Origin of the sequence: Faecalibacterium sp. BIOML-A1, from assembly GCF_009679715.1 — a bacterium.
Lineage (GTDB): Bacteria > Bacillota > Clostridia > Oscillospirales > Ruminococcaceae > Faecalibacterium > Faecalibacterium taiwanense.
Window position 1 is genome coordinate 1 of record NZ_WKZJ01000014.1, and the last position, 19,565, is coordinate 19,565.

Sequence of the window (19,565 nt, forward strand, 5' to 3'; positions counted from 1 at the left end):
TCAAGGGCTTCCTGCTGAGGCTTCGGAAGTCATTCTTTTGCCTCAGCGCTTGGCGCTCAAGTATAATACCACACCCCTGCCTCCTTGTCAACACTTTTTGACAACTTTTTTCATTCTTTTTTGCTTGCACCCCAAAACAGCAGCAGGCCGCAGGAAAAACTGCGCCGCAGCTGCATTGCAGCTGCGGCGGCAAAAGCGGAAGAGTCCTCTCCCGGAAGTATTCAGGTTTTCAGGATCTTCGCAGGGTCAGCCAGACTGCAGCAGCCAGCATGGGCAGCATTCCGATCAGGCCAATGGGTGCCGGACCCAATACATTGTAATAGCTGTCTGCCGGGTTCGTCAAAACCACAAACAGCGCTGCCACCGCATTGAACGCGCCGTGCGCAATGGACGGCACCCAGATGCACCCAGTCTTTTCATAGAGCCAGTCCAACAGGGTATTGAGCGCAAAGCAGACTATGCACCACACGAAAAGGCCCAGCACTGGCGCGCCCAAGTAGTTGGTGCCGTATTCGTAGCCTACCAGCAGCATCAGCGGCCAGTGCCAGACACCCCAGATCACGCCGCCCAGCAGGCGGCCGTTGAGCAGGCCGAGCTGCTTCTTCAGGTGAGGCATCATATACCCGCGCCATCCGGCTTCCTCGCCCAAAGCTGCGAACATATTGATGACCGGAGCCAGCGTGACCGCGAACAGACCTGTTTCCAGCATGTAGCTGAGGTTGGATACGCCCAGCTCCCTGCGCAGGGTCTGAGCGTCCATCTCGCCGCCGTAGGCCGCTGCCAGCCAGCTGCCGGAGAGGTCCAGTCGATGCGGGAACACCGCAAAATAGAGCACTGCGGCCAGCACCGTAAATAACGCCGGGCCGAACCACGCCGCCAGCCAGTAGCGGCGCTTGCCCTGCACCTTCCAGCCAATGCCGGTGGGCTGGCGCAGAAAGACCTTTTGTACCAGCAGCACCGCCAGCAGCGGGCAGAGCATGGTGGCGACCAGCGCCAACTGATACAGCACGGCATTCTGCTTTTGCAGCAGCGCCATGCAGCCGCCGACCTGACACAGCCATGCCAGACCAAACGCTAACAGGAAATAAAGGCCGAAGCCCTGCTTTTCTTTTGTGGTCATACGAACTTCACCGCCGTTCCATAAGCAATAACCTCTGCTGCGCCCTGCATGACGCTGGCGGAAGCGTAGCGCATCCCTACAACTGCATCCGCACCAAGGGCCTCTGCATCCTTGACCATGCGTCCTGTGGCGATCTGCCGGGCTTCGGTGAGCATATCCGCATAGTCGGTCACTTCACCGCCCACCAGCGTGCGGAACCCCGCCATCAGATCGTGGCCCAGATTGCGGCTCTGCACCGTGCTGCCGCGCACCACGCCCAGCGCTTCCAGCTTTTTGCCGGGCACTTCGTTAATAGTTACGATAAGCATCTTCTTCTCCCTTTCCGATCTCTTCAATGCGTTCCAGCAACACCTTCAGCGTGCCCACAATGCACCCCACCGGGATGCCGAACAATACGATGAGCAGCGGCAGCGGCGGCGCTTCCTGCGGGTCGCTGTAAAAGGCCCACGCCATCGTTGCGATCACAAAAGCCATCAGCGCCACAAAAAGGGCAGCGCCGATACAGGCACCGCGGATGCGCTCGCCTTTTCGGTCTGTGCGTTCAATGTTCACAAAGGTCACTCCCTGTTCCTCCCGTGCAGCAAGGCGCGCAAGCGTCTGCTCCACATCCAGTTCTTCAAGGTTTCCGGAAGCCTTTTCCAATACGGTACAGAAGCCGATGGCTTCGTCCAGATCCTTGCGGCGGGTGCTCAGACGTTCCAGCTGCTGGGCCATTCCCTCGGCCAGCGTCTTCTGCCCTTCCAGCATTTCCCGGATCTCGGCCAGCGGCACATCCAGCTTGCGCAGCAGCTTGATGCGGCGCAGGCGTTCCACGTCCGCCTGCGAGTAGCTGCGGTAGCCGTTGCCTGGCTCGCGGCTGGGGGTAATGAGCCCCTCCTCCTCGTAAAAGCGGATGTTCTTTTTGGTCACGCCCACAGCGGCTTCCACTTCGTTGATCTTCATGGCTCCGGTGCCTCCTTACGTGCCTATGTTACACCTTCCAGAAAGGGGAAGGTCAATAGATTTTAATAGAAAAGTGAGGCTCCCCCAGTCTGCTTCGCAGACAGCCCCCTCGGAGATGGGGCCTTTGGCAAAACATAAAACTTTGCCGCACTGCCAAAGGCTCCCTCCTTGAAGGAGCTGGCGAGCGAATGCGAGACTGAAGGAGTTCTTATTTTATCAGAAGTAGCACTTGATCTGGAACCGGTCGGCGCTGTCCTGCTTTTTCTCCACCACAATGTGCTCATGGTTGAAGTCAAAATGCACCGGGGTGCACAGGTCGGTATTGCGGGTCAAGCGCAGCAGTTCCTGCACCCGCTTTTTCTCCTCCGGCACATAGAACAGGTAGCTCACGCCCTCCTTTTTGGCACGGCCGGTGCGGCCGATGCGGTGGGTGTAATGTTCGTTCTCACTGGGCACATCGTAGTTGATCACGGCATCCACATCCGAAACATCGATGCCGCGGGCGGCAACGTCGGTGGCTACCAGAATGGCCAGCTTGCCGTCCCGGAAGTTCTGCATGATCTGGTTGCGCTCCTTCTGGGAGAGGTCGCCGTGCAGGCAGTCTACCGAGAAGCCCAGCCGTGCCAGCTGGTTGGCCAGAGTGGCAGTGTTGAACTTGGTATCGCAGAATACCATCACCCGCTTGTAGTTCTCACCAATGATGATCTGTGCAAGGTCGGAAAGCTTGTTGCGGCCGGAGGTCTCCAGCATATACTGGGTGATCTTGGGCTGGCTTTCTTCCTTGGGCTGAACGGTGATCTCCTCGGCGTTGTGCTGGTACAGCCAGCCAATGTCCATTACCTCGCGGCTGATGGTGGCCGAGAACATGGAGAGGGACTTGCGGGCCTTCATCATTTCAATGATATGCCGCACATCCTTATAGAAGCCCATGTTCAGCATTTCGTCGGCCTCGTCCAGCACGATCTGGGTCACATGGGAGATATCAATGGAATGGTGCTTGTAGTGGTCCATCAGACGGCCCGGCGTTGCCACCACGATCTGGCAGCCCTCGGCAAGGCGCTTTGCCTGCTTTTCCATGTTGGCACCGCCGTACACGCAGGCCACCTGCACTTCGGGCATAAAATAGGTCAGCTCTTCCAGCTCCTGCGCGATCTGCTGGGCCAGCTCCCGGGTGGGGGCCATGATCACGGCCTGCGGATACTTGTTTTCCGGTAAGATATGCTCCGCCACCGGGATGCCGAAGGCACAGGTCTTGCCGGTGCCGGTGGGGGCTTTTGCGATCACGTCATAGCCCGCCATCATGACGGGGATAGTCTTTTCCTGAATTTCGGTCATTTCGGCAAAGCCCATGCGCTCCACGGCCTTGTGGATGGCATCGCTGCACTGCAACTCACTGTAAAGCATCTGATTCTCCGTTCCTTTGTCATTTTATATTCTGAACCCAGTATAGCATGAAATGCCACACTTGTCAGCAGGTTCTTAACGAACTCCTTCCGTCATCGCTAATGCGATGCCACCTTCCTTCCAGAGGGAGACTTTTCCGCACGGCGAGGCTCCCTCTCCGAGGGAGCTGTTGAGCAAATGCGAAACTGAGGGAGTTACAAACAAAAAGAGCTGCGCCCCGAGTGGAGGGCACAGCTCTTTGCATTTGATTTGAGGATCAGACAGCTTCCTCAGTCTTGGCAGCCTTGCCTGCTTCCAGCTTCTGCTTGAAGCGGCCGCTGGCCTTGAAGCCGGGGATGGAGGTGGACTCCAGACGGCTGGAAACCTTGGTCTTGGGGTTGGTGTAGGCCTTGGGCTTGCGGGGACGCATCTCAAAACGGCCAAAGCCTGCGATGGTCACCTTCTCGTCTGCGCGCAGGCAGTCGGCGATCTGGTCAAACATTGCATCCATCGTGGTCTCGACCTGTGCTTCGGTGAAGCCGGTCTTGCGTGCCACAGTCTCGATCATCTGGGAACGGGTCATGTATCTATATCCTCCTGGAGTGTCCAAAAGTAACGTCTTTTGGCAAATTTTGCGTTGTTGAGTATAACATAATTCACACACTGTTTGCGACAGATTGCGCACAAAACGTCATTTATTGCGCACGAACTTATGTAATCTCTCTCCGTCCTTCACAAATACAGCGCCCGCTGTTTTGGCGGGCGCTGCAAAAAAGCATTTTACGGGTAATTCGTGAGGTAATTATTTGCGGTGATACAGGGTGGCAATATCCACCAGCGGGATATTTTCCAGACTGTGATCACTGCGCAGGCAGTCCACCAGAGCGTTGGCGGTATCCACTGCGGTGATGCAGGGGATGCTCAGCTCCACAGCCTTGCGGCGCAGGCGGACGGAGTCGCGCTTGGGGTCACGGCCCTTAGCGCTGGTAGAGAACACATAATCCACCAGACCGCTCTGCAGCAGGTCCACGATGTTGGGCGACTCGCCGGACATATTGCGTACCTCGTTGCAGGGCACCATGTGCTTGTTGAGCCATGCGCAGGTGCCGGAGGTACCGTACAGCTTGTAGCCCATGCTCTTGAGCTTCCATGCGATATCCACGAACTCCGGCTTGTCGCTGTCCTTCACGGTGAAGATGCAGCAGCTTGCAGGACCGGGGGTCTTGAAGGTGTAGCCCGCGCCGATGAGGCCCTTGAGCAGGGCATCGTGGTAGTTGGGGGCAATGCCCAGCACTTCGCCGGTGGACTTCATCTCGGGGCCGAACTGGGTATCCACACCGTGCAGCTTTTCAAAGCTGAACACAGGCACCTTGACGGCCACATAAGGTGCGTTGGGGTGCAGGCCGGTGCCGTAGCCCATATCTGCCAGCTTTTCGCCCAGACAGCAGCGCACTGCCAGATCCACCATGGGCACGCCGGTGACCTTGGAGATATACGGCACGGTACGGGAGGAACGGGGGTTCACCTCAATGACGTACACCTTGCCGTTGGAAACTGCGTACTGCACGTTCACCAGACCGTTGACATGCAGCTCGCGGGCAAAGCGGCCGGTGTAATCCACCATGGTGTCGATCTCGGCCTGAGTCAGGTGCTGTGCCGGGTAGACACAGATGGAGTCGCCGGAGTGCACGCCGGTGCGCTCCACCTGCTCCATAATGCCGGGGATCAGGAAGTTTTCGCCGTCGCAGATGGCATCCACTTCGCACTCGGTGCCCAGAATATACTTATCCAGCAGCACAGGGTGATCCATGTCCACATGCTCGGTGATAACGCCCATGTACTCGATCACGTCCGCCTTGGTGTAGGCCACGATCATGTTCTGACCGCCCAGCACGTAGGAGGGACGCATCAGCACCGGCAGGCCGATCTCGTCGGCGGCAGCCAGAGCCTCGTCCAGATTAAAGACAGTGCGGCCCGGTGCGCGGGGGATCCTGCAGCGCTCCAGCAGCTCGTCGAAGCGCTCACGATCCTCTGCTTCATCGATGGCATCTGCCGGGGTGCCCAGAATGGGCAGGCCGATCTCGTCCATGTGCTTTGCCAGTTTGATGGCGGTCTGGCCGCCGAACTGCACCACGCAGGCATCCGGCTTCTCGGTGGCAATGATGTTGTCCACGCTCTCCGGGTTCAGCGGGTCAAAGTACAGACGGTCGCCGGTATCAAAGTCGGTGGAGACGGTCTCGGGGTTGTTGTTGACCAGAATGGCTTCGCAGCCGTGCTTCTTCAGGGTCCACACGCAGTGCACCGAGCAGTAGTCGAACTCGATGCCCTGACCGATGCGGATGGGGCCGGAACCAAAGACCAGAACCTTCTTTTTCCTAGGCTCGCCCTTGGCAGATGCTTCGGCTTCCTTCTCGGCAATGAACTCAGCAGCTTCGTTGTCGCCGTCGTAGGTGGAGTAGAAATAGGGGGTGTTGGCCGAGAACTCGGCAGCACAGGTATCCACCATCTTGAAGCCGGCGCGGTAGTTCTCCACAGGCAGGGTGTCCACCTGTGCCAGACGCTTGATGGTCTTATCCTGGAAGCCGTACTTCTTGGCAGTCTTGTACTGCTCTTCGGTCAGCACGCCGTTGCACTTAGCAAGACCCTTTTCCAGATCTGCCAGATGCTGCATCTTGTCCAGGAACCACCAGTCGATCTTGGTGATGCGGTAGATGGTCTGGTGGTCGATGCCGCGCTTGAGAGCCTCGTACACGCAGAACACGCGTTCGGCATCCTGAACATGCATGTGGGCCACGATCTCGTCATCGGTCAGCTCCTCAAAGGGCTTGTGGGTCAGGGTGTCCATACCCAGCTCAATGGAGGAGACTGCCTTCATCATGGCAGCCTCGAAGCTGTTGCCAATGCTCATCACCTCGCCGGTGGCCATCATCTGGGTGCCCAGAGACTTGTCGGCGTAGACGAACTTATCAAAGGGCCACTTCGGGTACTTGACCACGATGTAGTCCAGCGCGGGCTCAAAGCAGGCGCAGGTCTTGCCGGTGACATCGTTGGTGATCTCGTCCAGCGTGTAGCCAATGGCGATCTTGGTAGCCACCTTGGCAATGGGATAACCGGTGGCCTTGGAAGCCAGTGCGGAAGAGCGGGACACACGGGGGTTGACCTCGATGACCGCATAATCAAAGCTGTCCGGCTTCAGAGCAAACTGGCAGTTGCAGCCGCCCTCGATGCCCAGCTCGGTGATGATATCCAGCGCAGCGGTGCGCAGCATCTGGTATTCGTGGTCGGTCAGGGTCTGGGAGGGAGCCACGACCACCGAGTCGCCGGTGTGGATGCCCACAGGGTCCAGGTTCTCCATGTTACACACGGTGATCACGTTGCCCTTGTGGTCGCGCATGACCTCATACTCGATCTCTTTCCAGCCGGCAATGCACTTTTCCACAAGGATCTGATGGATGGGGGAAAGGCGCAGGCCGTTGGTGCCGATCTCGATGAGCTTTGCCTTGTTCTCGCAGATGCCGCCGCCGGTGCCGCCCATGGTAAAGGCCGGACGCACGATGACCGGGTAGCCAATGCGGTCTGCACAGGCCAGAGCGTCCTGCAGCGTTTCCACCACCTCAGAGGGGATGATGGGCTGGTGCAGCTTTTCCATGGTCTCCTTGAACAGCTCGCGGTCCTCGGCCCGGTCGATGGTCTCGGGCTTGCAGGCCAGCAGACGGATGCCGGTGCGGTCCAGATAGCCGGAGCGGGCCAGCTCCATGGACAGATTCAGGCCCATCTGACCGCCGAGGTTCGGCAGCACGGAGTCCGGCTTTTCGATGTCCAGAATGCGCTCCACGACTTCCAGCGTCATGGGCTCGATGTAAACATGGTCGGCCACATCCGGGTCGGTCATGATGGTTGCGGGGTTGGAGTTCAGCAGAACGGTCTCGATGCCCTCTGCCTTCAGGGCGCGGCAGGCCTGCGTGCCGGAGTAGTCGAACTCCGCAGCCTGACCAATGATGATGGGGCCGGAGCCAATGACCAGCACCTTCTTGATTCTAGGGTCCTTCGGCATTTCAGCGTGCCTCCTTTTTTGCTGCTTTGACGTTGTTCAGGAAGCGGTCGAACAGAAACTCGGTATCCTTGGGGCCGCCGTTTGCTTCCGGGTGGAACTGCACGGTAAAGCAGTTCCACTTCTTGTACTTGATGCCCTCACAGGTGCCATCGTTGGCGTTCACCTGTGCCACCTCGCCCATCTCGGCGGGCAGCTCGTCGCCCACCACAGCGTAGCCGTGGTTCTGGCTGGTGATGAAGGTGCGGCCGGACTCAAAGTCGGTCACAGGCTGGTTGGCACCGCGGTGGCCGTATTTGAGCTTCATGGTCTTGGCACCGGCTGCCAGAGCACTCAGCTGGTGGCCCAGACAGATGCCGAAGGTGGGGATGTTCAGCTCAAAGATGTGCTTGAGGTTCTCGATGACCTCCACGGGTTCCGCCGGGTCGCCGGGACCATTGGACAGCATGATGCCGTCCGGAGCAAGGGCCTTGATCTCCTCTGCCGTTGCAAAGGCGGGCATGACCGTCACCTTGCAGCCGCGCTTGACAAGGCAGCGCACGATGTTGCGCTTGCAGCCGTAGTGCATCAGCACGATATGGGTCTCGCCCTGCGGGTTGAACACCTCGGGCTTTTCACAGGTAACATTCTTCACCGCATCGGTGACGGCGTAGGCGCGGATCTGAGCCAGCAGAGCCTCGGTCTCGGCCTTGTTGGCCGGGTCGGCGGGGTCGAAGGTGGTCAGGATGGCACCGTTCATCACACCGCTCTCGCGGATGATGCGGGTCAGGTGGCGGGTGTCGATGCCCTCAATGCCGATGGTGTTGTTCTTTTTCAAAAAGCTGTCCAGCGTTTCCTCGCAGCGCCAGTTGGAGGGGGTGGTGCAGGCCTCGCGCACGATGTAGCCCTTGGCCCAGATGCGGTCGGACTCCATGTCGTCCTTATTCATGCCGTAGTTGCCGATAAGGGGGTAGGTCTGGGTGATGATCTGGCCATAGTAGCTGGGGTCGGTCAGGGTCTCCTGAAAGCCCACCATGCCGGTGGCAAAGACCACCTCGCCCACGGTGACGCCCTCGGCACCCACCGACTGGCCGGCAAAGACCATGCCATTTGCCAAAAGAAGATATGCGTTCATAGTTTTCCTCGTTTCAACACATTACAGGGTCTGCTTTGCTTCCTGCTTCATCTTGCGGCTGCCCAGATGCACCAGCGGCAGCTTGCCTTCCTTGCAGATGGGGCACTCTTCCGGTGCGTAGTTGGGCAGATCCAGCTTGAGGGCGCTTGCCACGATGGGAATGGGAGACGGAGCCTCGGGCTTGGTGCGGTCCACCACGCAGGTGATGCCCACGCAGATGCCGCCGTTCTCTTCAATCACGCGCTTGGTCTCCAGAGAGGAGATACCGGTGGTGACCACGTCCTCAGCGATGAGGCACTTCTCACCCGGGTGGATGGCGAAGCGCTTCAGGGTCATCACATTGTCCACGCGCTCGGTGAAGATGGCGCGCTTGCCGGTCTGGCGGGCCAGCTCGTAGGCGTACACGATGCCGCCCATGGCCGGGCCGACGATCACATCCACGTCCATTTCCTTGACCTTATCTGCCACGGTCTTCATGACCTCGGCGCAGCGGTCGGGGTACTGCTGCAGATAAGCCATCTGGCAGTATGCGCTGGAATGGCGGCCGGAGGACAGCAGGAAGTGGCCTTCCAGGAACGCGTCACAGCTCTTCAGGATCTCAAGTGCTTCACTCATTGTACTTCTCCCTCTCTTTTATAAAAATGTCTTTTGAACGGTATTGTACCACGCTTTTGCGTGATTTGCAAATTTATGCAGTGGTTTTGTTTTTATGCGTATAAATCAGCGTTTTGCTGGTATATCAATCGGATTATTCAGCATTCCGGGCACATCCGCGGATCTCGTCCAACGTTTTCACGCCGTTCTTGTCCATCCATGCGGCCATCTCGTCGGCAATGGTCTCCATGGCGCGGGGGTTGGCAAAGTTTGCGGCACCCACCTGCACCGCCGCAGCACCGGCCATGATGAACTCCAGTGCGTCACGGCCCGTGGCGATGCCGCCCAGACCCACCACCGGGATGTTCACAGCGCCCACGGCCTGCCACACCATGCGCAGGGCAATGGGCCGCACCGCCGGGCCGGACAGGCCCGCAAAGATGTTGTTGAACACCGGGCGGCGCTTTTCCAGATCGATGGCGCAGGCCTGGAAGGTGTTGGTCAGGCTGATGGCATCCGCACCGGCGGCTTCCACGGCCTTGCACATCTCAGGGATGTTCTCGGCCTGCGGGCTCAGCTTGACCATCAGGGGCTTTTTGCAGGCAGCGCGCACCATGCGCACCACCTCACCGGCAGCCTCGGCCTTGACGCCGTAGGCCATGCCACCCACCTTGACGTTGGGGCAGGAGATGTTCAGCTCCACGATGTCCACTGCGCTGTCGCTCAGCATCGCGGCACCTTCCACATACTCTTCCTCGCTGTGGCCGCCAAGGTTGGCAATGGCCACCGTGCCGTACTTCTGCTTCAGTTCCAGCATCTCGGGCAGCTCCACGTCAATGAAGTGCTGCACGCCGGGGTTCTGCAGGCCGATGCTGTTGATGAGGCCGGAGGGGGTCTCCCACAGGCGCTCGCCCTTGTTGCCGTACTGGCCGTGCAGGGTCAGGCCCTTGCCGGAGATGCCGCCGATCTTGGCAAAGTCTGCCAGCTCTTCGTACTCCACACCGTAGCCCACAGTGCCGGATGCGCCGATGACCGGGCTGTTCATCACAAAGCCCAGCAGGTTGGTTTTCAGGTCAGCCATCAGAAGAACACCTCCGTTGCATCAAATACCGGGCCGTTCTTGCACACGCTCTTGCCCTCGCCGCCCCTGGTCTCGCAGGTGCAGCCAAGGCAGGCACCAATGCCGCAGGCCATCTTCTTTTCCATGCTCACAAAGCAGGGGGTGCCTTTTTCCGCACACAGGCGGGCGGCATTCTTCATCATGACCGTGGGGCCGCACACCAGCACCACATCGTAGTCGGCGGGGTCGTACAGCTGGGTGACAAAGCCGTGGAAGCCCACCGCGCCGGTGTCGGTGGACACCTTGACGAGATTTGCGATCTCGCGGTACTCCTCCATGCAGTAGGGGGCATCCCGGAAGCCGAAGAACACATCCGGCTTCACGCCTGCCGCTGCCAGCTCGCGGGTGAGCTGGAACATGGGCGCGGTGCCGATGCCGCCGCCCACCACAGCGATCTTTTTGTACTTGCTCAGGATGTCCGGCACATCAAAGCCGTTGCCCATAGGGCCGGTGAGCTGGAAGGTATCCTTCATTTTGAGCTGCGCGATCTTTTCAGTGCCCTCGCCCACCACCTGATACAGAAACTCGATGGTGCTGCTGTCCGGGTTCCAGCGGTGCACGCTGATGGGCCGGGACAGGAAGGGGGCTTCGTCTGCGCCCCATGCACGCAGGGTAAAGAACTGGCCTGCGTGGGGTGCGTGATCGCGGTCCGGCCAGACCACCGTCAGCAGGCGGATGTCCGGGGCAATGACCTCATTGCGCAGAACAGTGGCTTCACAGCAGGCTGCACGCATGAGCAATGGCCTCCTTCATATTCACACATTCGTTGTAAGCGGCTTCGTCAAAGGCAGTGCCCGGCTGCTTCTTATAGGCCAGCAGGATGCCGCGGCTGGAGTTGACCACGCCGCCGTTGCCCTTGGTGAGGTACTGGGCAATGTCCTCGGCCTTGCCGCCTTGTGCGCCGTAGCCGGGGATCAGGAAGAAGCTGTCCTGATACTTTGCACGGATCTCGGTGGCCTCCTCGATGTGGGTGCCGCCGATGACCAGACCGATGGAGGAGTAGCCGTGCTCGCCCATGTAGTCCTTGCCCAGAGCGTTCAGCTTGTCGCCCACCAGATCGTAGACGTGGCGGCCGTCGGCCAGCTTCTCATACTCAAAGTCCTTGGCACCGCCGTTGGAGGTGCGGCAGAGCACGAACATGCCCTTGCCCTGCTTTTCGGCGTAGGGCAGGTAGGGGCTGATGGAGTCCAGACCCATATAGGGTGCCAGCGTGACGAAATCGCTCTCGAAATCACCGGTAAAGTGACCCATGGCGTACATCTCGGCGGTCTTGGCAATGTCGCCGCGCTTGATGTCGGCGATCACCGGCACACCGGCCTCACGCACAGCCTTCAGGGTGTCGGCGTAGGCCTTCATGCCCTCAAGACCCAGAGACTCGTAGTAAGCGATCTGCACCTTGTAGCAGCCTGCCACGGCCTTGGTGGCGTCGATGAGCTTCCTGTTGAAGCGCACGATGTTTTCGCCGCGGGACAGGGTGCTGTCCACGAAATCCTCGGGTAGGTAGCTGAAATCGGTATCCAGACCTACGCACACCGGGCCGCGGGCTTCCACTGCTTCGTAAAGCTTATCCATGTTGGTCATTGTGGGTTCCTCCTGTTTGCTCTCTTATCGATTCTTATCTTATATAGTATTGTTTTTTCAATCCTCTGCCTGATAGGTCAGCTTGCCGCCCTTGATGGTGGCGCACACCTTGCCGTACAGCTCAGCGCCGTCGAACGGGGTGTTGTGAGATTTGGAGTGCAGCTTGTCCTTGTCCACGGTGTAGGGGGTATCCAGATCTACCAGCACCATGTCGGCATCGTAGCCCGGCTCCAGCTGGCCCTTGGCAAGGCCCAGAATTTCTGCCGGGCGGGTGCTCATCAGGTGCACCAGCACTTCCAGCGGCAGGCCTTCCTGCTTGCAGAGCTTGGTGTAGCAGACGCCGAAAGCGGTCTCACTGCCCACCATACCGGCCATGCCCTTGAGCTTGTCCTCTTCGGAATGGGGCGCGTGGTCGGTTGCAATGGCATCCACGATGCCGGTGCGGATGCCGTCCACCAGCGCCTGCACATCGTCGGCGGTGCGGATGGGCGGGTTCACACGGTAATCGCAGGTATCATTGGTGAACCACAGGTGGTGCGGGGTCACCTCGCAGGTGACGGGTGCCCCCCGCAGCTTTGCCATCTGGATGGCATCCAGCGCACCGCGGGTGGACACGTGGCACATGTGCAGCTTGGTCTGGTAGTATTCGCTCAGCCAGCAGTTGCGCACCGTCTCGATGTCCTCAGCCAGACGGTAGTCCCACGGGCTGATCTCCATATCCTCGGCGTGGCTCATCACGGTGATGTCCTTCTGGGTGCAGATAGCGAAAGCCTTTGCCATGGTGGCATTGTCCTGCACGCCGTGGCCATCCTCGGTGATGAACTTCACACCGGCAGGCAGGGTCTTGAGGTGGTCGATGCTCACACCGTCAAAGTTCTCGGTGATGGAGACGGTCTGGTTTACATCGCACAGGCCTACTTCGGCAGCCTTCTGCTCCACCATGAACGCCTGTGCCGCAGAAGAGCACACCGGCTTTGTGTTGGGCATCAGGTTCACGAAGGTGTAACCGCCGGCGGCTGCGGCGCGGCTGCCGGTCTCGATGTCCTCCTTGTACTCAAAGCCCGGGGTGCGCCAGTGGCAGTGCAGGTCCACAAAGGCGGGCAGCACGGTCAGCCCGCCGGCATCAATGACCGTTTCGTTCTCCCCGGCCAGTGCCTCCAGCTCCTGACCTACAGCAGCGATCCTGCCGTCCTTTACAAAAATCTCAAGCGGTCTTCCTTCGGTGTTTACAGCATTTACAAGCAGCATCGCAGTTCCCTCCTGATTTGCGTTTGTCTGGTTCGGCTTTCCGGCTTACGGGCAAAAAAAAACTTTTCCCCGCAAAGGGAAAAGCTCATTCCACAAAAAAAGGAAACAACGAACCCACGGCAAAACCGGATGCGAACTGCTTGTTCAGTTTGGTGCACATCGCGCTTTTCTGCATGGTGCTGTCTCCTTTTATAAGTCTGGAATCTTTTCATAATATTTTAGCATAGAAGCGCGAAATGTGTCAATGCTTCCGCATATATTTTGTTGCAAAAAGGTTTGCCGCTTCCCTCCCGGAATTTTAGCTACTCTACCCAAAAGCAGTTTTTCCCCGCCAGATTCAGGGTTAGCCATGTCAATTCCTAGCATATTGCTGTACATTCCCGTCCGGGTGTGCTATTATAATATGGTCAAAAGAGTCAGAGGCTGTTTTCATGGCAGAGGCGTGATTTTTATTCAGAGCAGCTTCATCGGAATCAGGAAAGAGAGGGTTTTCCCATGGGTTTGTTGGAGGACGCGCGGAACATCCAGCGCAAGGACCCCGCTGCACGCAACGTGCTGGAGGTCATTTTGCTGTATCCGGGCTTTCACATTCTGGTGTATCACCGCATTGCGCACTGGCTGTACCGGCATAAGCGCTTTTTCCTTGCCCGCTGGGTCAGCCAGCACGGACGCCGCCGCACCGGCATCGAGATCCACCCCGGTGCCACCATCGGCAGATGCCTGTTCATTGATCACGGCATGGGCATCGTGTTCGGTGAGACCTGTGAGATCGGGGACAACTGCACCATCTACCACGGTGTCACTCTGGGCGGCACCGGCAAGGACACCGGCAAGCGCCACCCCACTCTGGGCAACAACGTGCTGATCGGTGCAGGCACCAAGGTCCTTGGCCCGGTGTATATCGGGGACAACTCCCGCATCGGCGCAGGCAGCGTGGTGTTGCGCAATCTGCCCGCCAACTGCACCGCCGTGGGCGTGCCCGCCGAGGTGGTGCGCATCAACAACAAGGCCGTGAACCCGGCGGACGATCTGGACCAGCAGGATCTGCCGGATATCGTAGCCCAGCGCCTGACCGATCTGGACCGCCGCCTCGGCGCGCTGGAAAACGCTGCGCAGGGCGACACCCCGCCCACGGCAGCGCAGATCGCCGCACGACAGAAGTCGTAACGATTCAGAATGCCCTCCGCTTCCGCTCTGGGCATTATTCAAGGAATTTATATTTTTTAGAAGCAAGTCGGAAAATCCTGCGGGATTTTCCGACTTGCCTTTTCACTGGAGCGGGCACAATGAAGAAGTGGCCTGTTTCCCGGCTGTGCGGCTGTTTCCGCAGGAAACAAGCACAGACAGATCAAGTTTCCCTCTTGGACCCTTTCCGTGAAAATGCAACAGCGGACAGCCCGCAGGCTGTCCGCTGTTGCTCTATTATAAGATATTTTTCCGCTGAAGATGTCCAGAACGCAAGCGGAGGGCATTTTCAATAAACTCTTTTTCCGCAGCCTTCCCCGGCGCAGAGAGCTTTCACCTTCTGCACCGCAGCGGCCACCAGATCACTGATAGGCTGCTCCGGCACACCCACGATATAGTTTTCGCAGTGGTTCACCGGGATGAGCACCCGCGTCGCACGGCTCTGGCACACGGCTGTGGCCATGGCGGGGGTGATCTCGCCCAGCAGTGCATCCGCAATAACGATGCCGATGGGCCCCACGATGATATCCGCGCTGCGGCAGTTCACCACCACGGCGTTCTCGCCGGTGGCGGCACGCGGGGCACCGGCCTTGCGCATGGCGTTTGCCGCCAGACTGTTGGTGCCCACCGCAGTGAGCCGGGCCTCCGGACACTGCGTGCTCAGGGCTGCCACCAGCTGTTTGCCAAGGCCCCCGCCCTGCCCGTCGATGACGAGCACATTCATCGGCTGCATCAGAAGTCGATTTCCTCAAGGCGCAGCAGCGCGATGATATAGATCTTCACGGCTTCCAGCAGCTTGTCGATGGGTGCCGCTTCGTTTGCACCGTGCATCGGGCCGCCAAATTCCGGCAGCGGCAGGTCCACATGCTCGGGGCCAAAGCTGACCGCATAGGGGAAGTGGCGGGCATAGGTGCCGCCGCCCATGGTGAAGGGCTTGGCGTTCTCGCCGGTCACTTCGTTGTAGGTGTTGATGCAGGCCAGAATGGCAGGGCTGTCTGCTTCAATATAGAAGGGCTCGGCAGCGGTCACATCGCGCAGCTCAGCGCCGTCGCCCAGTGCGGCACGGATCTGCTCGGTCATCTTTTTGCCGTTGGTGCAGGTGGGGAAGCGGCTGTCCATGGTCTGGAAAATGCGGCCATCTTCCATGTAGATACGTCCGCCGATCACAGTCAGCGGGCCAAAGGGGCCGTCGGCGCAGTTGATGCCCAGACCCTCACCGGCAGTAGAAGCGTGCAGCTTGCGCACGGCCTCCAGATAGGCGCGCTCGGTCTCATTGCACAGGCCGTTGTCCAGCAGGTAGTTCACCACCAGACCAATGGCGTTCACGGTGCCCTGCGGCATGGCTGCGTGGCCGGACTTGCCCCAGCCGCGGATGCGCACGCCGTCGCCTTCCGGTTCCAGCGTGATGTTGGGGGCATTCTTCAGCTTGGAGATGTCGGTCTTGACCAGTGCACTTGCACGGTCGGGCACGGCGTTGTTTGCCACGCCGCCCTCGATCTCCACGATGACACCGTTGCACACCGGGCTGACGATCTTGGCACCGAACAGGCCCTTCTCGCCGTTGCACACCGGGAACTCGGCATCCGGGGTGAAGCAGAAAGCGGGAGCCGGGTAGTTCTTGAGGTAGTAGTCCACATCCTGCATGTGGGTCTCCTCATTGGTGCCTGCCAGTGCGCGGATGGGGTAGCGCAGCTCATAGCCCTGCTCCTTGAGGAACTTCAGGGCATACAGGGTAGCCACCATGGGGCCCTTATCGTCGGCAACGCCGCGGCCCAGCAGCCAGCCGTCCTGAATGCGCATGGTGAAGGGGTCGGCCGTCCAGCCGTTGCCCACGGGCACCACGTCCACATGGCAGATGGTCGCCAGATACTTTTCAGGGTCCTTGCCGGCCAGCTCTGCATAGCCGATGTAGTTTTCGCAGTTGCGGGTGGCAAAGCCCATGCCCGCAGCCAGCTCCAGCGTCTTGTCCAGCGCTGCACGGGGGCCTGCGCCGAAGGGTGCGCCCTCTTCCGGGGTGCCCTCTACGCTGTTGACTGCCACCAGAGCGGCGATATCCTTCAGCAGCTGTTCCTTGTTTTGCGCAATATATGCGTCGATTTTCTGATTCAGTGCCTGATCCATGATCTTATCGTTCCTTTCTGTCCGGCAGCTTTTCGCCGCCGGTTCCAAAACACTTTTTTATTTTAGCATACTCGGCGGCAAAATGCCATTGTCAATTGTTGTTCTTTGCCGGAACGCAGTCTTTTTTTCTCAGCCCACCGAGAACAGGGTGCTCAGCGCACCCAGCAGGCCCGCGCTGGCCAGACCCATGATGATGCCCGCCAGCAGCACGCCGCCCATGCAGGCCTTGACCACGTCCTTGAACTTCATATCCAGGATCGAGCCCGCCAGCGTCCCGGTCCACGCGCCGGTGCCCGGCAGCGGGATACCCACGAACAGCAGCAGCGCAACCACAAGGCCGCGGCCCGCCTTGGCTTCCAGTGCGCGTCCGCCTTTTTCGCCCTTGACGATGCAGAACTTGCAGATTGGCCCGATAAGGGGCTTGTGGTAGCCCCAGATCAGGAATTTGCGTGCAAACAGATAGATGAACGGCACCGGGATCATGTTGCCCACCACGCACACCAGATAGGTGGGCAGGATGGGCAGGCCCATGCCAAGCCCGATGGGGATGGCTCCGCGCAGTTCAATGAGCGGCACCATGGAAACAAAAAATACCAGCAGATAGCTTTTGAGCATAGAGTCTCCTTTTTCCTGCTCTTTCCGGGAGAGCAGGCATTTTTTTACAGGTTACAGGTCAATGTCCAGCTCCACCGGGCAGTGGTCTGAGCCGAAGATCTCGTTGTGGATCTCCGCCGCGCGGATCTTATCGGCAATGCGGCGGGACACGATGAAGTAATCGATGCGCCAGCCCGCATTCTTCTCGCGGGCGTGGAAGCGGTAGCTCCACCAGCTGTACTTCACCTCGTCCGGGTGCAGCACGCGGAAGCTGTCGGCAAAGCCTGCGTCCAGCAGTTCGGTCATTTTACCGCGCTCCTGATCGGTAAAGCCTGCGCTCATGTGGTTGGTCTTGTCGTTCTTGATGTCGATCTCCCTATGGGCAACATTCAGATCGCCGCACAGGATCACCGGCTTTTTTGCGTCCAGTGCCAGCAGGTAGGCACGGAAGGCATCCTCCCACTCCATGCGGTAGTCCAGACGCTTCAGCCCGTCCTGACTGTTGGGGGTATAGCAGTTCACCAGCCAGAACCCCGGGTATTCCAGCGTGAGCACACGGCCCTCGTGGTCGTGCTGCTCAATGCCGATGCCGGTGGTCACGGACAGCGGCTGCTCACGGCACCAGCAGGCCGTGCCGGAGTAGCCCTTCTTCTCGGCAGAATAGGTATACTCGGTGTAGCCATCCGGCGCAAAATCCGCCTGACCGGGCTGCATCTTGGTCTCCTGCACCGAAAAGATATCGGCATCCAGAGCCGCAAAGCTCTCGGCAAAGCCATGGGTCAGGCAGGCGCGCAGGCCGTTGACGTTCCAGCTGATCAGTTTCATAGGTATACTCCTCTTTATGTTATGCCTGATATTTGGTTTTCCATACACCGCTGCGGAAGCGGAGCACAAAGCATGTCACGCGGCAAACCCAGTCAATGATCATTGCGATCCACACGCCCACAGCGCCCCAGCCCATGCGCACGCACAGCAGGTAGCTGAAGCCCAGCCGCCACACCGCCATGCTCAGGATGGACACGATCATGGTGAACTTCACATCGTTGGCTGCACGCAGGGCGTTGGGCAGCACGAAGGACAGGGTCCACAGCAGGATGGCAAAGCCTGCATGGATACGTACCAGCAGCTCAGAAAGCACCATCGTCTCACCGGACAGCGCGTAGATGCCGATGAGCTTGTGCAAAAACAGCAGAATGGCACCGTTGGAAAGACCCATTGCGATGTAAGACCACACCGTCAGTTTGCGGGTATAATAAACAGCCTGCTCGTCGTCCCGCGCACCGATGCAGCGGCCCACCACCGTGATCATAGCAAGGCTGAGGGCCTTGCCGGGGATCACGCCCATGCCGTCCAGATTGTTTGCCACCGCGTTTGCTGCGATCTGCACTGTGCCGAAGGTGGAGATCATGCTCACCACCAGAATGCGTCCAGCCTCAAACAGGCTGTTCTCAAAGGCGGACGGGATGCCGATGCCCAGAATGCGCTTTGTCATCTTTGCATCCAGCCGGGTGGTCTTGGGCACCGTGATGGCATTGCCCTTCTGGTAGCACTTGCGCAGGATAAGGGCCGCTGCCACCACACGAGACAGCACGCTGGGCCATGCAACACCGTCTACGCCCATTTTAAATCCGAAGATGCACACTGCGTTGCCCACAATGTTGATCACGTTCATCAAAAAGCTGATCTGCATGGAGATCTTGGAGTTGCCCATGCTGCGGAACAGTGCCGCACCGCCGTTATACAGTGCCAGAAACGGATAGCTGAGGGCGATCACCTTCAGGTACAGCACGCTGGCATCCAGCACATCGGCATCGATGGCACCGTAGAACAGCCGGATCATCGGTCTTGCAAAAACAAAACAGAATGCCCCCACCAGCAAACCGAATACGCCGCTGAGCAAAAGCAGCTGGCCAGAGCTTGCATCGGCCTCCTTCTGCTCCCGCGCACCCAAAAACTGGCTTACCACCACTGCGCCGCCAGTGGCCAGCGCCGCAAACAGCACGATGATGAGGTTGTTGATCATGTCCACAAGGCTGACACCGGAAATGGCCGCTTCGCTGCAGCGGGACACCATCATGGTATCGGCCATACCCACGGTCACTTCCAGCAGCTGCTCCACCAGCAGCGGGCCGGTCAGCAGCAGCAGTTCCTTTTGTGTGAACAGCGGCTTCCGCCCTCCGAAGAGCGGCTTTTTTGTTCCGCTCACCGCCTGATTTTCCATTGATATGCTCCTTTCCCCGTGCCGGGCCATCCCGCTCGGACACATACGCCCACCCTTCGCAGGGCAGACTTCCCATTGAATGTATTCATCTTAGCACACGGACCGGTTCTTGTAAAGAACTGTCGCATTCTGTGTCTTTTTGGCCGCCGTTCCGGGCCGCACCGGCTCATTTTTATGCTTGTTCGTCAGTTTGCCGGGAACTTCTCGTTGAATTTGTGCGTTTCTCCAAAAATGCGATTTTTCGCACGTTTATTGGTGAAAAATCAAAAAAAGGGCTTGTAATTCTTCCAA

At 58.9% G+C, this 19,565-nt stretch carries 19 protein-coding genes; 1 reads left to right on the forward strand and 18 read right to left on the reverse strand.

Going from position 1 to position 19,565, the window contains the following annotated elements; genetic code table 11:
* Positions 1-229 precede the first annotated feature (229 nt).
* From GKG36_RS12650 to GKG36_RS12710, 13 genes are all read right to left on the reverse strand, one after another.
* A complete protein-coding gene (locus GKG36_RS12650; RefSeq protein WP_005944224.1) occupies positions 230-1,120 on the reverse strand; it encodes a CPBP family intramembrane glutamic endopeptidase in 891 nt (296 codons plus the stop codon).
* The gene (locus GKG36_RS12655; RefSeq protein WP_005944222.1) at positions 1,117-1,428 is read right to left on the reverse strand and encodes a heavy metal-binding domain-containing protein; all 312 of its coding nucleotides are present in this window, start codon (positions 1,426-1,428) and stop codon (positions 1,117-1,119) included. Before GKG36_RS12655 ends, GKG36_RS12650 begins: the two co-directional genes overlap by 4 nt.
* A complete protein-coding gene (locus tag GKG36_RS12660; protein WP_005944220.1) occupies positions 1,409-2,062 on the reverse strand; it encodes a MerR family transcriptional regulator in 654 nt (217 codons plus the stop codon). The genes GKG36_RS12655 and GKG36_RS12660 overlap by 20 nt, the downstream gene beginning before the upstream one ends.
* A gap of 216 nt (positions 2,063-2,278) precedes the next feature.
* Positions 2,279-3,466 (reverse strand): DEAD/DEAH box helicase, encoded by a 1,188-nt coding sequence (locus tag GKG36_RS12665; protein ID WP_005944218.1) that lies wholly within the window; start codon positions 3,464-3,466, stop codon positions 2,279-2,281.
* Positions 3,467-3,722: 256 nt separating this feature from the next.
* Entirely contained in the window at positions 3,723-4,028 is a 306-nt protein-coding gene (locus tag GKG36_RS12670) for an HU family DNA-binding protein (protein ID WP_005944215.1), read from the reverse strand.
* A 219-nt stretch (positions 4,029-4,247) separates the two neighbouring features.
* Positions 4,248-7,499 (reverse strand): carbamoyl-phosphate synthase large subunit, encoded by a 3,252-nt coding sequence (carB, locus tag GKG36_RS12675; protein WP_154261059.1) that lies wholly within the window; start codon positions 7,497-7,499, stop codon positions 4,248-4,250.
* Position 7,500: 1 nt separating this feature from the next.
* Positions 7,501-8,610, reverse strand: a complete 1,110-nt coding sequence (locus tag GKG36_RS12680) for a carbamoyl phosphate synthase small subunit (protein ID WP_005944209.1) — start codon at positions 8,608-8,610, stop codon at positions 7,501-7,503.
* A gap of 21 nt (positions 8,611-8,631) precedes the next feature.
* Positions 8,632-9,225 carry an orotate phosphoribosyltransferase gene (pyrE, locus tag GKG36_RS12685; RefSeq protein WP_005944207.1) on the reverse strand — a complete coding sequence of 198 codons (594 nt, stop codon included), beginning with the start codon at positions 9,223-9,225 and terminating at the stop codon, positions 8,632-8,634.
* A gap of 133 nt (positions 9,226-9,358) precedes the next feature.
* Positions 9,359-10,285 carry a dihydroorotate dehydrogenase gene (locus tag GKG36_RS12690; protein ID WP_005944201.1) on the reverse strand — a complete coding sequence of 309 codons (927 nt, stop codon included), beginning with the start codon at positions 10,283-10,285 and terminating at the stop codon, positions 9,359-9,361.
* Positions 10,285-11,058, reverse strand: coding sequence for a dihydroorotate dehydrogenase electron transfer subunit (locus tag GKG36_RS12695; RefSeq protein WP_005944199.1), 774 nt, complete (start codon positions 11,056-11,058; stop codon positions 10,285-10,287). The genes GKG36_RS12690 and GKG36_RS12695 overlap by 1 nt, the downstream gene beginning before the upstream one ends.
* Positions 11,039-11,905, reverse strand: a complete 867-nt coding sequence (pyrF, locus tag GKG36_RS12700; RefSeq protein ID WP_005944198.1) for an orotidine-5'-phosphate decarboxylase — start codon at positions 11,903-11,905, stop codon at positions 11,039-11,041. Before pyrF ends, GKG36_RS12695 begins: the two co-directional genes overlap by 20 nt.
* Before the next feature lie 57 nt (positions 11,906-11,962).
* Positions 11,963-13,153 (reverse strand): dihydroorotase, encoded by a 1,191-nt coding sequence (locus GKG36_RS12705; RefSeq protein ID WP_097774359.1) that lies wholly within the window; start codon positions 13,151-13,153, stop codon positions 11,963-11,965.
* Positions 13,154-13,342: 189 nt separating this feature from the next.
* Complete coding sequence (locus GKG36_RS12710; RefSeq protein ID WP_154261061.1) at positions 13,343-13,504, reverse strand: hypothetical protein; 162 nt, start codon at positions 13,502-13,504, stop codon at positions 13,343-13,345.
* A 144-nt stretch (positions 13,505-13,648) separates the two neighbouring features.
* Here GKG36_RS12710 and epsC point away from each other — a divergent pair, with 144 nt between their 5' ends.
* A complete protein-coding gene (gene epsC, locus GKG36_RS12715) occupies positions 13,649-14,320 on the forward strand; it encodes a serine O-acetyltransferase EpsC (protein ID WP_097774358.1) in 672 nt (223 codons plus the stop codon).
* Between the two features lie 307 nt (positions 14,321-14,627).
* Here the strand turns inward: epsC and GKG36_RS12720 are convergent, their stop codons facing one another.
* The 5 genes from GKG36_RS12720 to GKG36_RS12740 form a co-directional block, all read right to left on the reverse strand.
* Positions 14,628-15,062 carry a DUF3842 family protein gene (locus GKG36_RS12720; protein ID WP_154261089.1) on the reverse strand — a complete coding sequence of 145 codons (435 nt, stop codon included), beginning with the start codon at positions 15,060-15,062 and terminating at the stop codon, positions 14,628-14,630.
* 8 nt (positions 15,063-15,070) lie between these two features.
* Positions 15,071-16,459, reverse strand: coding sequence for a Sapep family Mn(2+)-dependent dipeptidase (locus GKG36_RS12725; protein ID WP_154261063.1), 1,389 nt, complete (start codon positions 16,457-16,459; stop codon positions 15,071-15,073).
* Between the two features lie 129 nt (positions 16,460-16,588).
* Positions 16,589-17,074: a small multi-drug export protein gene (locus tag GKG36_RS12730; RefSeq protein ID WP_005944184.1), complete on the reverse strand. Its 486-nt coding sequence runs from the start codon at positions 17,072-17,074 to the stop codon at positions 16,589-16,591.
* Between the two features lie 51 nt (positions 17,075-17,125).
* Positions 17,126-17,878: an exodeoxyribonuclease III gene (locus GKG36_RS12735; RefSeq protein ID WP_005944181.1), complete on the reverse strand. Its 753-nt coding sequence runs from the start codon at positions 17,876-17,878 to the stop codon at positions 17,126-17,128.
* 19 nt (positions 17,879-17,897) lie between these two features.
* Complete coding sequence (locus tag GKG36_RS12740) at positions 17,898-19,274, reverse strand: MATE family efflux transporter (RefSeq protein WP_154261065.1); 1,377 nt, start codon at positions 19,272-19,274, stop codon at positions 17,898-17,900.
* Positions 19,275-19,565 lie beyond the last annotated feature (291 nt).

What these genes read in the sequence shown, in the direction of transcription:
- carB (WP_154261059.1), bottom strand. Translation starts at nt 7,499, where the DNA reads ATGCCGAAGGACCCTAGAATCAAGAAGGTGCTGGTCATTGGCTCCGGC.
- GKG36_RS12655 (WP_005944222.1), bottom strand. Translation starts at nt 1,428, where the DNA reads ATGCTTATCGTAACTATTAACGAAGTGCCCGGCAAAAAGCTGGAAGCG.
- GKG36_RS12720 (WP_154261089.1), bottom strand. Translation starts at nt 15,062, where the DNA reads ATGAATGTGCTCGTCATCGACGGGCAGGGCGGGGGCCTTGGCAAACAG.
- GKG36_RS12695 (WP_005944199.1), bottom strand. Translation starts at nt 11,058, where the DNA reads ATGCGTGCAGCCTGCTGTGAAGCCACTGTTCTGCGCAATGAGGTCATT.
- pyrF (WP_005944198.1), bottom strand. Translation starts at nt 11,905, where the DNA reads ATGACCAACATGGATAAGCTTTACGAAGCAGTGGAAGCCCGCGGCCCG.
- GKG36_RS12665 (WP_005944218.1), bottom strand. Translation starts at nt 3,466, where the DNA reads ATGCTTTACAGTGAGTTGCAGTGCAGCGATGCCATCCACAAGGCCGTG.
- GKG36_RS12740 (WP_154261065.1), bottom strand. Translation starts at nt 19,274, where the DNA reads ATGGAAAATCAGGCGGTGAGCGGAACAAAAAAGCCGCTCTTCGGAGGG.
- GKG36_RS12670 (WP_005944215.1), bottom strand. Translation starts at nt 4,028, where the DNA reads ATGACCCGTTCCCAGATGATCGAGACTGTGGCACGCAAGACCGGCTTC.
- GKG36_RS12660 (WP_005944220.1), bottom strand. Translation starts at nt 2,062, where the DNA reads ATGAAGATCAACGAAGTGGAAGCCGCTGTGGGCGTGACCAAAAAGAAC.
- epsC (WP_097774358.1), top strand. Translation starts at nt 13,649, where the DNA reads ATGGGTTTGTTGGAGGACGCGCGGAACATCCAGCGCAAGGACCCCGCT.
- GKG36_RS12735 (WP_005944181.1), bottom strand. Translation starts at nt 17,878, where the DNA reads ATGAAACTGATCAGCTGGAACGTCAACGGCCTGCGCGCCTGCCTGACC.
- GKG36_RS12710 (WP_154261061.1), bottom strand. Translation starts at nt 13,504, where the DNA reads ATGGCTAACCCTGAATCTGGCGGGGAAAAACTGCTTTTGGGTAGAGTA.
- GKG36_RS12650 (WP_005944224.1), bottom strand. Translation starts at nt 1,120, where the DNA reads ATGACCACAAAAGAAAAGCAGGGCTTCGGCCTTTATTTCCTGTTAGCG.
- GKG36_RS12730 (WP_005944184.1), bottom strand. Translation starts at nt 17,074, where the DNA reads ATGCTCAAAAGCTATCTGCTGGTATTTTTTGTTTCCATGGTGCCGCTC.
- GKG36_RS12725 (WP_154261063.1), bottom strand. Translation starts at nt 16,459, where the DNA reads ATGGATCAGGCACTGAATCAGAAAATCGACGCATATATTGCGCAAAAC.
- pyrE (WP_005944207.1), bottom strand. Translation starts at nt 9,225, where the DNA reads ATGAGTGAAGCACTTGAGATCCTGAAGAGCTGTGACGCGTTCCTGGAA.
- GKG36_RS12705 (WP_097774359.1), bottom strand. Translation starts at nt 13,153, where the DNA reads ATGCTGCTTGTAAATGCTGTAAACACCGAAGGAAGACCGCTTGAGATT.
- GKG36_RS12680 (WP_005944209.1), bottom strand. Translation starts at nt 8,610, where the DNA reads ATGAACGCATATCTTCTTTTGGCAAATGGCATGGTCTTTGCCGGCCAG.
- GKG36_RS12690 (WP_005944201.1), bottom strand. Translation starts at nt 10,285, where the DNA reads ATGGCTGACCTGAAAACCAACCTGCTGGGCTTTGTGATGAACAGCCCG.